The sequence below is a fragment of the Algibacillus agarilyticus genome (genome assembly GCF_003286125.1).
In the GTDB taxonomy this organism is placed as follows: Bacteria; Pseudomonadota; Gammaproteobacteria; order Enterobacterales; family Alteromonadaceae; genus Algibacillus; species Algibacillus agarilyticus.
This window is the reverse complement of sequence record NZ_QMED01000012.1, coordinates 56,914-68,942: the sequence shown is the minus strand read 5'-3', so window position 1 is coordinate 68,942 and position 12,029 is coordinate 56,914. Positions and strand designations below refer to the sequence as shown.

Sequence of the window (12,029 nt, the reverse complement as noted above, 5' to 3'; positions counted from 1 at the left end):
AAAATCTACATGTTAAGCCTGTTAATATCATCTATCTTAAGCCAATGTTAATTCATGTGTTTTAACAATGCCTTTACATTCTCTAATTCTTTGTTAATACTGTGGTCAGACCAGATTGAGGTGATTTATGCAGACTAACTATCCAACCCTTTTTCAGCCATTAGATTTAGGATTTACACAGTTAAAAAATAGAATTATTATGGGCTCGATGCATACTGGCTTAGAAGAAGAAAAAAACGGTTTTGATAAACTTGCACATTTTTATGAAGAACGTGCCAAAGGTGGTGTTGGCTTAATTATCACGGGGGGAATAAGCCCTAACTTTAAAGGTCGTTTAACCCCTAATGCCTCGCAGCTTTCTTTTCGATGGCAACTCAATAAATATAAAAAACTAACTGAGCGCGTTAGCCAATATAACTGCAAAATGTGCTTACAATTACTTCATGCGGGTCGCTATGCTTATCACCCTTTTAATGTGGCGCCTTCGGCGATAAAGTCTCCGATTTCTCCTTTTAAACCTAAAGCGCTTTCTGATAAACAAATACGTAAAACCATTAAGCAATTTGCTCATTCGGCTAAGTTAGCCCAAAAATCGGGGTTTTCTGGTGTCGAAGTCATGGGGTCGGAAGGGTACTTTATTAACCAATTTTTAGCCCCTCGCACAAATAAACGTAAAGATAATTGGGGAGGAACCATCGAAAACAGAAGCCGCCTCGCAATTGAAATTGTTAAGGCGATTCGCCAGCAAGTGGGCGATGAGTTTATTATCATTTTTCGGATTTCGTTAGCTGATTTAGTCGAAGACGGTATGACATGGGACGATGTTAACTATTTGGCGTCTGCGTTAACACAAGCAGGTGTCACTATATTTAATTCTGGAATTGGTTGGCATGAAGCGCGAGTGCCAACAATTGTGACGTCGGTGCCTAAGGCTGCTTTTGTTTATGCAACTGAAAAGCTAAAAAAAATAAGTACTATTCCTGTTGTGGCGACTAATCGAATCAATATGCCGGATGTCGCTGAGAATATACTGGCGAGTGGTCAAGCTGATTTGATATGCATGGCTAGACCCTTTTTAGCTGATCCAGAGTGGGTTAATAAAGCTGAAAATAATGAAGAGGCCGCCATTAATACGTGTATTGGTTGTAATCAAGCGTGCTTAGATAATGTATTTAAAGGATTACGAGCAAGCTGTTTAGTTAATCCTTTTGCATGCCATGAAACCGAATACCATTTAGGCAGGGTAGATAAACCAAAAAATTTAGCGGTTGTTGGTGCTGGTCCAGCAGGACTTGCCTTTAGTTGTTATGCTGCACAAAAAGGGCATCACGTTACCTTGTTTGATGCCAATAGCGAAATTGGAGGTCAGTTTAATTATGCTAAGCAAATACCCGGTAAAGACGAATTTAATCAAACACTTCGCTATTTTAACCATACCTTAAAAAAATATGGCGTCACCCTTGTATTAAACACCTATGTAAAAGAAGAAAATTTAAGCGGGTTTGATGAAATTGTGATTGCAACGGGAATTAAACCGAGAAAACTTAATATCCCTGGTATTGAACAACCGCACGTGCTCAGTTATCTCGATGTGTTACGTGATCATAAACCAGTTGGTCAAAATGTCGCGATTATTGGCGCTGGAGGAATTGCTTTTGATGTGGCCGAATATTTAGTGATATCGACTAACGCTCAGCAACAGAATCAAGCGCATTGGTATAACGAATGGGGAGTTAATACCGCGTTAGATACAGCTGGTGGTATTAAAAATAGAATAAAACCAACCCCAGTTAGAAAAATACATTTATTACAAAGAAGCGACTTTAAAGTTGGTAAAAATCTAGGTAAAACAACTGGTTGGGTGCATAGGGCGAGTTTGAAAAATCATCAAGTATCATTGATTAAAAATGTTGTATATATGAAAATTACTGATAAGCAGTTACATATCAGCATTGACACTAAAGATCAGGTAATTGATGTCGATAATATAATTGTTTGTGCTGGGCAAGAGTCAGATAATGAATTATATCGTGCTTTGCTTAATAAAAATTATAAAGTGCATTGTATCGGCGGTTCGGCTGAAGCATTAGAGCTTGACGCACAAAAAGCCATTAAAGCGGCAGCGCGTCTTGCAATTCAGTTATAAAATAATTTTAACAATTTGAATAAATTCCTTGCACTATAGGCATTACTTTTATTTAATAAACAGCGTCTTGCATTCGTATGTATAATTTTTTTTTGTTATATTTATGTTAGAACTCCTAGTATATTTTTAATTGCCTATTACACTTAGTTACGATGAATTAAATAAGTGTAAAGCAGAGAGACTTACTGAGAGTCAGATGACGCTAACAAAAATAATTTTTATATTAATCAGTATCGCGATATTTAACGGTAATTGTTTTGCTCTAGAAAGTGTCTATGTCCGGGGGAAATCTACGGATAATGAATTGCCTTCAAGAGTGGTTAAAGAAGCATTAAAGCGTGGTAATCGGTATGCTGTTGAATTTCCTTATGATGATCTTCAACATGTACCAACCTCAAGAGAAAATGAAGATTTAGCCTCTGGGCGCTTGCATGTTATATGGGGAATGTCTAGCCTTGAATTGGAAGAGAAATTTCAAGCCGTTTATATCCCTATATATCGAGGATTACTGGGTATGCGGGTCGCGATTGTAAAAAAAGAAAACAGGAATATGTTTTCTAATGTTAAGACTCTTGACGATTTTAAGCAGTTTTCTGCGGGTCAAGGGACAACTTGGCCAGATACTAAAATTTTAGAAGCGAATGGTATACCGGTTATAAAAGAACTAAAGTATTTTAATTTATTTCCGATGCTTGAAGGGGGCCGCTTCGATTACTTCCCTCGTGGTGCGCATGAACCTTGGGGGGAGATTGTACGGGAAGCTAAATACAACTTAACCGTTGACCCTTATCTTTTAGTGCGATATCGAGCTCCAACATATTTATTTGTACCAAAAGATAGACAAGACATTGCTAGACACTTAACTCAACAACTTGAGCTGATGGTTAGTGATGGCACATTAGAATCATTGTTTTTTGCGGACCCTAATGTCCAACAAGCGTTAAATAATGCTAATTTACAGGACCGGATTGTATTTGATATAAACAATCCTCAACTTACGGACAAGACGCCATTAGATCGTAGTGAGCTATGGTTTGATCCTCTAACCTATAAACACTAAAGGTAAGTTGCAATATGATAAAAACGAATTCAATTGCCAACAAGATTCTCATTTCTCTCGTCGCAACCATTTTGGCTGTACTGGGGGCTATTTCAATTGTTTCGTATATCACGAGTGCTTCGGCAGAAAATGAACAATACGAACAAACACAGCGTTCGCTTGATAAGCAGCTTCTGGTTATATTGCAAGATCCCGTTTTTTCATATGATTTTAAATTAATAAAAAGCATCATCGATGCTTATACACCTTTACCTGAAATATCATCACTTGAGGTTAAAGATCATCGTGGTAAACAATTAGCTCAAACAAGTGATAACGGTGATGAAGACTTTACCAAAGTAGTTGAGTTAAAAGGCGAAGACGGGGCTAAAATTGGTAGCATTACCGTCGGGTATTCACGAGCCGCGATTGATGACCGCTTGACTGATAATTTAATAGAAAAAGTAATCACATTAATAGTCTCACTGATTTTACTGAGTTCAATACTTGTTGTCATGATACGTAAAATTGTTGTTCAACCCGTGGAACAAGTTTCGAGTATTCTGTCGGATATTGCTGCCGGTGGTGGTGATTTAACCCAACGAGTTCCTGTTATTTCAGATGATGAAGTCGGTAAGTTAGCCAAAAGTTTTAATAGTTTTATTCATACTGTGCAAGAGATTGTATCTGATGTTGCCCAAGGGGCGAGTAATCTTGCTGAGCTTTCAGGCCGTGTTAGTCATGTTTGTCACACAACCTCTACTAGCACGCGTCATCAAAAAGAACAAACTGAGCAATCGTTGATTTACTTAAAACAATTAGGTGAAGCCACTGCAGAAATTGCGCAAAATGCTGAATTAACGGCTGCAACCAGTCAATCTGCTTTTGAAACTGCAGGCCAAAGTAAAGTCGGTGTAGAATCTAGTCTAGGATTAGTGAGATCACTTGTTACCGAGCTGGATAACACTGCTGAGGTAGCCACTGAACTTCGTACTGAAAGTGATAATATTGGTAGTGTGTTAGATGTTATTAAAGGCATTGCGGAACAAACTAATTTACTGGCTTTAAATGCGGCTATCGAGGCGGCCCGAGCAGGTGAATCAGGTCGTGGTTTTGCGGTGGTTGCAGATGAAGTTAGAGCGCTTGCCCATAAAACACGTCAATCGACCGAAGAAATTGAATCGATTATTTCTTCACTGCAAGGCAAAGCTGAAGAATCATTTGAAGCAACGCATAAGAGTAAAGGCTTAGTTAATGAGACGATTCATTCTGTTGAGAAAACGTCTGGTTCATTTATAGAGATATCTGAGCAAATGAGTCAAATCAACGATATGATTATACAAGTGGCGAGTGCCTCGGAAGAACAAGCTAACTTAACACGCGAAGTGACTCAAACAATGGAAGGCTTATGTGAAGATGCATTACAATTAGCGAATGAATCTGAAGACATGGAACAAAGCAGTGATGCGATGGTTCAAGTTGAGCGACAATTATCAGAAAAAATATCGCAATTTAAGTTCTAAAATTTGTTTTTACGCCAAAAAAGCCGCAGTATGCGGCTTTTTTTGTAGCTTCATAAAAATAGAGAACCCAATCCCATGTGTAAAACCAAATTGATTTGCTTATTTATATTGATGTTTCATTTACCTGTATTTGCATTTAACTGTGAAATACCCGTATTAACGCATGATGAAAGGTTTGATAAGAGTGAACTTGTTTTATTAGCTGAAGTGCAAGAGAATCAAATTTTATGCCCGACAACTCAACAAGAAGGTGATATATGCGCGCAAGGCCCTATTATTACTATAATAAAACCGATTAGTGTGTTTAAGTCTCCGGTTACGATTAATGATGAAATTTTATATCTGGTACAAAAGAACGATCAACGTGACTATAAATTTACTGTGGGTGAATGGAAAATTGTTTTTGCTCAGCACGTTTTAGGCGAAATGTACAAGTTAGATAAGTGTGAGCAAGGTTTACCTTTAAAATCAGACAAGGCGATAGTGGACAAATTTAAGGGATTATCCACTACAATTAAGGCTCAATAAATATTTGAGGCAGTCATATATACATCAAATTATTCTAGGTTGAAAGTGCTATATAATGGCGCTTTGCTTATGTTTTATTATCTTAATTTCGTTTGTTATAAACTTTTGTCTATTTCTAAAAACGCTTTAATTTCTTCAATTCTATCCATCCCATCTTTAAAACCTAAATCGATGAGTTCTTGAGTATAGCTTTTTTCAAAAAGTAAATAACTGATAATACTGGATTCTGTTTTACTACTGATCCCCAGTGTTTTAAGCAGCGTTCTGATGGCATAGGGCATTTTGTCATAATGTTTGCTCGCGATCGTATTAAAATTTTCGCTCGGTGTTATTTGCAGTGTTTCAATTTTTCTTAATCCAAGCGTTTCACGTTTATCTATCTCTATATTATCTAAAGTGGAATTAATTCGATGTAAACGTTCTAAATCAGAATTTAATGCTTCATTGAAAATAGTGTCCAATAGGTGACCAATAATAGCACCTGTTTTGGGTGGGTTATTCTGAGTCGAAGCATTGTTAACAGGGCTTTTTCTTTGCGATAGTCCGATTATTAGTATTTTATTTGCGCCTAAATGTACAGGGGGGCTTAATGGCGCAAGCTGATGTAATGAACCATCACCAAAATGTTCATGTTGAATTTGTATACTCGGAAACACCATAGGAATAGCAGCAGAAGCCATAAGATGTTCAACATTAATCATACTTTTTTGCCCACGCCTGCGTGAGCGCTGCCAAGTTTGTATATCTTTTTTTGCCTGAAAAAAACAAACTGATTCGGCGGTTGTGTAGCTTGAAGTATTAACCGAAATGGCTTTTAAGTAGCCATTTATAATATTTTGGTCAATACGTTTAAAATCCAGCAATTTCGTTAATAGTTCTCTTAATGGGTTATTATCAAACCAACTCGATGCTCTTTTATTCGCATATTCAGCTCGAGAACTACTAAAAAAAGTACCTAATAAGTGAGTGGATGCCCCCATAAAATCACTGCGATATACCTGATTGGTTGTAAAGTTTCGCCAGACCCATTCTAATTTTTTAACCCCCAAATGATAACAAGATGCATAACAAGCTAAAGCGGTAGAATTGATGGCACCTGCAGATGTTCCACTGACAATAGGAAAAGGTATTCCGTAATTTCTGGGCACGATAGTGGCTATGGCTTTGAGTACGCCTACTTGATAGGCCGCTCTAGCGCCACCGCCAGATAAAATTAAACCGATATGCTTATTCGCTTTTGTATTACCCATTTAGACAACCTTACTGCTACGTTAAACATAATATATAAATTGAGTATCATTGCTGTTAATGCGTTTTAGCACAGATAAATATGTTGCTATAGTCTTCTCGCTCAGGTTTTATGGTTCATTGTCAGTGCTTACTTACACCAATCGCACAGTAGAGCATATGCTCATGGCGCCTCGAAGCTTGCCTGCATGGATGCAGGTAAGGGGCGAGAGCAGGACGCGGTAGCTTTGACGGCTTTGCTAATATGGATGTAAGTACTTCGGTTTCGTATGGAACTAGAAACCTGCCCCTAAAACCCGATCGCTTTGACTATATTTATTTACCCTTATTTTTAATTGGCTCTGATTTTATAAGTGTAGTTAAAAGGTATTTAAGCTGCGAATAAAAAAAACTAGAAAATTAGTTTTAATTCAGAGAGATAAATAAATGAAACTTAAGTTTGAAACCGCAGAACTGTCATTTTTAAGCTATATTAATAAATAATAAACTAAATTTTTGAATGAGTTTACGCATGACCAATGATATGAATTTATCTGCTGAAATTATGAATAAAGTGCCTGCGGTGTTTTATATTGCTAAGCTTGAGCCCACCCGACGGTTTGTTTTGCTGCAAGGTCAAGTGGATAAAATATTGGGTCGTTCAGTTGACACTATTTTACAAAAAAGTGACCACTATATCCGGACATTAGATCGTGACAACGTAGCTGAATATTTTACAGATTTAAGTGTTCCTGATTATGAAATTAATTATCGAGTTAAAGTTGATTCAGTGACTAAATGGGTAACAGATAAAGGCTTCGCCGAATATTGCCCACAAGAAAAAATTTGGACTATCAGTGGCTTCATTTTCGATAATACTGAGTTTATTGAAAGTGAACGGCAAATTGAAAGTATCTTGGCATCAAGAACTAAAGCTTTACAAGAAACACAGGACGCTTTAGAGGAGGCGCTAGATGAACAAAAAATAGCTGAATTACAACGCTTTTCTATTTTAGAAAAGCATCAATTGCGTCAATCGATTACATTCGAAATTTCATCTTGTGACAGTATTACCCAAGGGCATGATGTCGAAGCCGCAAATATCATTTGCCATAAATTAAAAAGTGGTTTGTTAGTTCAACAAGTTCAATATATAAAAAAAATTGATGCGTCGCTTTTTAAATTACAGACTGATTCTGAAAATAAAGCAGATGATAAAAATGAGCAAACTTTTGATGTATCGAATGACTTTTTGACTGAACTTAATTCTTCATTGTGCCTCGATATTGAAAATGTGAGTGAAAGTCCATTTAAAGATGCTATTTATAAATTATTGCCAGAAGGAATGAATGTGAGATCGGTTTTGCTCTTTCCGGTTAAATATGAACAAAAACTAGTCGGATTTTTCAATATAATTTCACGTTCAGCTAGGCAATGGCCAATTGATGAAATTATTTTTGTATCGGCTTTAGTCGATCAATTAAGAGCAACGTTAACGAATAAAGACAAACTAATTGCAAACCAAAAGTTACATCAGCTTGCTTATTATGACACGCTGACCGGACTTGAGAATAGAGCCGCTTTTTTTGAAAATGCTAAATATGCTATTTCATTAGTTAAACGATCTAAGCAACAACATGCATTTGTGTATATTGATTTAGACAACTTCAAATTTGTTAATGATACTTATGGGCATGATGCAGGAGATGAAGTTTTAAAGAAAACAGCTCAAGTATTAAAGTCTCAAGCTCGAGCATCTGATCATTGTGCGAGGGTAGGGGGGGATGAATTTAATTTACTGTTAATGGAAGTGAGTTCGGTAGATGTTGTCTCTACTATTATACTTAACGTACTGAAGTCGCTAGCAACGCCCATTTTACTTGATACCATAGCGTATTCTATACAAGTGAGTATTGGCGTAGCATTTATGTCAGCAGACACTAAAGATTTAAAATCGTTAATGAAAGATGCAGATACCGCTATGTATGAAGCCAAGCGCAATGGTAAAAATCAGTTTAAGTTTTTTAATGAATAAGTGGCTTTTATTTTAGTTGTGGTTTGATTATCCAATTATACGGCAATAAGCTCAATTATTACGTTCAAATATTTTTTATCAGCGATATAAAACGTTACAATCATTTTATCTAGTCTTGTTGAATATATAAAATGGAACAAAAAATAAAACAACGATTTACTTTTTTAGGTAGTTTGTTAGCCGCCATTATCATAATTGAAGTGATTAATTTTTTCACTGCTCGTTCACTTAATTACCTCGGTTTGTTACCTCGTACCTTAAGTGGATTAACGGGAGTGATAACGGCTCCTTTTTTACATGGAAGCCTTTGGCATTTCTTTAGTAATATTATTCCACTCGCTATTTTAGGTTTTATCTTATCTCTTCATGGTTACCGTAATTTAGTTCTCTCGTTTGTGAGTATCGTTTTAATTTCAGGTATCCTTGTATGGCTTTTTGGCCGTAGTAATTATCATATTGGTGCCAGCGGGTTGGTGTTTGGCTGGTGGGCTTTTTTGTTGGCCTTAGGCTACTTTCAGCGAGATTGGAAAGCCATATTAACAGCAATTGTTGTGTTTATTTTCTATGGTGGTTTACTTTTTAGTCTATTTAGCTTTCGGTCATACATTTCTTTTGAATATCACTTTTTTGGCGTTATTGCAGGGATATTATCTGCTTGGTTTTTAGCACGTAAAAAAGCTTAAACTTATTTTGGATTTAGGCGGTGTTTTTGTTGATATAAAGCATCGTCTGCTCTTTTAAGTAAAGGGTCAATATGATCATCTTGCATACATTGTGCAACACCACAGCTAATTGAAGGTTGTAATTTATGTTCATTATAAACTAATGAGTGAGTATCAAAGTAGGTTTGTAGTCTTAAAGCAACTTGCTGCCCTTCGTTTAACGTTTGGTTGGAAAGTGTTACTACAAACTCATCGCCCGCATATCTAAATACATCATCGCATTCTCTTATTTGTTGAGATAATGTTTGAGCGATATATTGTAAAACTTGATCACCACATTCATGTCCATACGTGTCATTAATCTGTTTGAATTTATTGCAGTCGATAAAAATAATCGAAAAAGGGTTGTTGTATCGTTTATATCGCGAAATTTCTGATTTTATTGTTTCGGCTAAACAACGTCTATTTTTAATACCGGTTAACGGGTCGTGTGATGCTAAATATTCGAGTTGTTCACGTGCAATTACATTCGTGATACACAGCGATATTTTTACGGCTAATTGCTCTAAATGATAAGTGCCTAATCGGTTGTGAAACCGATCTGCGGCTTTATCAGTAAAAATTAAACTGGCAAATAATTTACCTTCTACATAGAGAGGAATATTAGCCAGTGATTTGAAATCACTTAATATTGAAGCCGGTAATAAACCCGGAACTTCATGTAATCGATTTGTTAGTGTGATATTCACGCCTTTTAAAAAGCGTTCAAAATGTTGATGCGAAGTCGAAAATATATTTGGATGCTGTTTATAAAATTGATTATTGAGTTTTGCTGTATTGGGTGAGAGTAAACTAATAGGCGCAGAACTATTTAATAATAAATAGACTCCACCTAAATTAAACTTCTGCTGTAGTGATTTAAACAGGGTATTAAACAGTTGTCCGCTGTTTTTACAACCTAATATTTGTGTTTCAATCTCAAAAAGTTTTTGCGCAATTTCTTCATTTTTACGCATATTATTTATGAGTGCCAGCGCATCTGTCATATTAATGTTGCTGTTTTAGAGTATTTAATATGAGTTTAACTGATGCCTAGCCAAACACCAACTAGCATCATTAATCCACCGGATATTTTATTTAAAGCGTTTATGTTTTTTGAGTTCGTCATTAGCTTTCTTAAACTTGTTCCGCCATATGCGTAAATGAGTAAGCTAAAAAACTCGATAATAATGATAACAACGATAAATGTTATTAACTGTGGTGAAAAGGGTAACCTTGGCACAATAAAAGGCGGTAAAAATGTAACCATAAAAACCCAGCCTTTTGGATTCGCGACTGCCGTAATAAAGCCTTGCACGATTAATTGCTTAGCATCTAATGTAAACGGTGTTTCTGTAAGCTTTAATGTCGTCGCTTTTTTGGTATACAGCTGAAAGCCGGTTACAAAGAGGTAAGTCGCGCCAATTGTTTTTATTATGGTAAATAAATCTGGGTATTGTAATAAAAGCGCTGAAATACCCAATACGGCGGAAAACGCAATTAAAGCGACGCCAGTTAGCTCGCCTAGCATCATCCATAAAGTCTGCTTTAACCCAATTTGCATACCGAGGGTTAATGCTAAAGTCATACACATGCCGGGTAAAATAGAAACTAAAAAAAAAGTGGGTATAAAAAGTAATAATTCAGGTGTGAATAACATATTACTTGCAGGCTCAAAGCATCGGTATTCCTAATAAGTTAGGAATACCGAGTGGATCTTTTAACAACCCTAAGGCATTTATTTTTCGTCGGGCAGTGTTACATTTAGCTCAAGCACCGAAAGATCGTCTGCTTTTTGATCAAGCTGAACGGTGACCGCATCACTGTCTATTTCAACATATTTACGGATCACGGCTAAAATATCTCGCTCTAGGTCGGGTAAGTAGTCAGGCCCAGTACTACGAAAACGGCTGCGCTCGTGCGCAACAATAATTTGCAACCTTTCTTTTGCCACAGAGGCTGCTGGTTTTTTTTCTTGGCGAAAATAATTAAGTAAACTCATGCTATCCTCCAAATATACGTTTAAAGATGCCTTTCTTTTCAGTATTTAGAAAGCGGAAGTCGACTGATTGGCCTTGTAGCCTAAAAATGGCATCTAGATAAGCTTGCCCAGCATCACTCTCTTGGTCTAGTACGACAGGCTCACCTAAGTTTGACGCTTTTAATACCGCTTGAGATTCTGGTATAACCCCTAAAAGAGGAATGGCGAGAATATCTTTTACGTCTTCTACGCTGAGCATATCACCGCGTTCAACGCGCTCAGGACAATAACGTGTTAATAAAAGGTTTTCTTTTACGGGCTCTAAGCCTTGTTCAGCTCTACGTGATTTTGAGGCCAAAATACCCAATATACGATCAGAATCGCGTACTGATGAAACTTCAGGATTTGTCACGACAATCGCTTCATCTGCAAAGTATAAAGCCATGAGCGCACCTTGCTCAATTCCTGCCGGCGAGTCACAAATTATATAATCAAACTCTTGACTAAGCTCATCGAGAATTTTTTCCACACCTTCGCGTGTTAATGCGTCTTTATCACGTGTCTGCGAAGCGGGTAATATAAATAAACCTTCAACTCTTTTATCTTTTATTAAAGCTTGGTTTAAATTGGCTTCGCCATTAATTACATTGACAAAATCGTAAACTACACGGCGTTCAACACCCATAATTAAATCTAAGTTACGTAAACCAATATCGAAATCGACGATAACGGTTTTATTTCCTTGTAAGGCAAGTCCTGTGCCGATTGCGGCACTTGATGTCGTTTTACCCACACCACCTTTACCCGATGTCACAACAATTATACGTGCCATTGTTTTACCTCAATCCT

General features: G+C 36.8%; 11 protein-coding genes. 6 read left to right on the top strand and 5 right to left on the bottom strand.

Features of this window, described 5'->3' with window-relative positions:
- The first annotated feature begins 127 nt into the window (after window positions 1-127).
- From DPX34_RS11240 to DPX34_RS11225, 4 genes are all read left to right on the top strand, one after another.
- A complete protein-coding gene (locus DPX34_RS11240; protein WP_111978531.1) occupies window positions 128-2,146 on the top strand; it encodes an NADPH-dependent 2,4-dienoyl-CoA reductase in 2,019 nt (672 codons plus the stop codon).
- 304 nt (window positions 2,147-2,450) lie between these two features.
- Complete coding sequence (locus DPX34_RS11235) at window positions 2,451-3,206, top strand: transporter substrate-binding domain-containing protein (RefSeq protein ID WP_198673685.1); 756 nt, start codon at window positions 2,451-2,453, stop codon at window positions 3,204-3,206.
- 14 nt (window positions 3,207-3,220) lie between these two features.
- On the top strand, window positions 3,221-4,708 hold the full coding sequence (locus DPX34_RS11230) for a methyl-accepting chemotaxis protein (protein WP_111978529.1): 1,488 nt from the start codon (window positions 3,221-3,223) through the stop codon (window positions 4,706-4,708).
- A gap of 75 nt (window positions 4,709-4,783) precedes the next feature.
- Window positions 4,784-5,236, top strand: a complete 453-nt coding sequence (locus DPX34_RS11225) for a hypothetical protein (RefSeq protein WP_111978528.1) — start codon at window positions 4,784-4,786, stop codon at window positions 5,234-5,236.
- A gap of 95 nt (window positions 5,237-5,331) precedes the next feature.
- On the opposite strand, the gene DPX34_RS11220 is transcribed toward DPX34_RS11225, so the two are convergent.
- Complete coding sequence (locus DPX34_RS11220; protein WP_111978527.1) at window positions 5,332-6,486, bottom strand: patatin-like phospholipase family protein; 1,155 nt, start codon at window positions 6,484-6,486, stop codon at window positions 5,332-5,334.
- A 509-nt stretch (window positions 6,487-6,995) separates the two neighbouring features.
- Here DPX34_RS11220 and DPX34_RS11215 point away from each other — a divergent pair.
- On the top strand, window positions 6,996-8,498 hold the full coding sequence (locus DPX34_RS11215) for a sensor domain-containing diguanylate cyclase (protein ID WP_157964701.1): 1,503 nt from the start codon (window positions 6,996-6,998) through the stop codon (window positions 8,496-8,498).
- Between the two features lie 131 nt (window positions 8,499-8,629).
- The gene (locus tag DPX34_RS11210) at window positions 8,630-9,181 is read left to right on the top strand and encodes a rhomboid family intramembrane serine protease (protein ID WP_111978525.1); all 552 of its coding nucleotides are present in this window, start codon (window positions 8,630-8,632) and stop codon (window positions 9,179-9,181) included.
- Between the two features lie 2 nt (window positions 9,182-9,183).
- Here DPX34_RS11210 and DPX34_RS11205 read toward each other — a convergent pair whose 3' ends face one another.
- From DPX34_RS11205 to minD, 4 genes are all read right to left on the bottom strand, one after another.
- Window positions 9,184-10,206: a GGDEF domain-containing protein gene (locus tag DPX34_RS11205; RefSeq protein WP_111978524.1), complete on the bottom strand. Its 1,023-nt coding sequence runs from the start codon at window positions 10,204-10,206 to the stop codon at window positions 9,184-9,186.
- A 35-nt stretch (window positions 10,207-10,241) separates the two neighbouring features.
- Window positions 10,242-10,859, bottom strand: coding sequence for a LysE family translocator (locus DPX34_RS11200; RefSeq protein WP_111978523.1), 618 nt, complete (start codon window positions 10,857-10,859; stop codon window positions 10,242-10,244).
- A gap of 78 nt (window positions 10,860-10,937) precedes the next feature.
- Window positions 10,938-11,201, bottom strand: a complete 264-nt coding sequence (gene minE / locus DPX34_RS11195) for a cell division topological specificity factor MinE (protein WP_111978522.1) — start codon at window positions 11,199-11,201, stop codon at window positions 10,938-10,940.
- Between the two features lies 1 nt (window position 11,202).
- Entirely contained in the window at window positions 11,203-12,012 is an 810-nt protein-coding gene (gene minD, locus DPX34_RS11190; protein WP_111978521.1) for a septum site-determining protein MinD, read from the bottom strand.
- Window positions 12,013-12,029: the final 17 nt, after the last annotated feature.

What these genes read in the sequence shown, in the direction of transcription:
- DPX34_RS11225 (WP_111978528.1), top strand. Translation starts at nt 4,784, where the DNA reads ATGTGTAAAACCAAATTGATTTGCTTATTTATATTGATGTTTCATTTA.
- minE (WP_111978522.1), bottom strand. Translation starts at nt 11,201, where the DNA reads ATGAGTTTACTTAATTATTTTCGCCAAGAAAAAAAACCAGCAGCCTCT.
- DPX34_RS11215 (WP_157964701.1), top strand. Translation starts at nt 6,996, where the DNA reads ATGACCAATGATATGAATTTATCTGCTGAAATTATGAATAAAGTGCCT.
- minD (WP_111978521.1), bottom strand. Translation starts at nt 12,012, where the DNA reads ATGGCACGTATAATTGTTGTGACATCGGGTAAAGGTGGTGTGGGTAAA.
- DPX34_RS11210 (WP_111978525.1), top strand. Translation starts at nt 8,630, where the DNA reads ATGGAACAAAAAATAAAACAACGATTTACTTTTTTAGGTAGTTTGTTA.
- DPX34_RS11220 (WP_111978527.1), bottom strand. Translation starts at nt 6,486, where the DNA reads ATGGGTAATACAAAAGCGAATAAGCATATCGGTTTAATTTTATCTGGC.
- DPX34_RS11200 (WP_111978523.1), bottom strand. Translation starts at nt 10,859, where the DNA reads ATGTTATTCACACCTGAATTATTACTTTTTATACCCACTTTTTTTTTA.
- DPX34_RS11230 (WP_111978529.1), top strand. Translation starts at nt 3,221, where the DNA reads ATGATAAAAACGAATTCAATTGCCAACAAGATTCTCATTTCTCTCGTC.
- DPX34_RS11205 (WP_111978524.1), bottom strand. Translation starts at nt 10,206, where the DNA reads ATGACAGATGCGCTGGCACTCATAAATAATATGCGTAAAAATGAAGAA.
- DPX34_RS11240 (WP_111978531.1), top strand. Translation starts at nt 128, where the DNA reads ATGCAGACTAACTATCCAACCCTTTTTCAGCCATTAGATTTAGGATTT.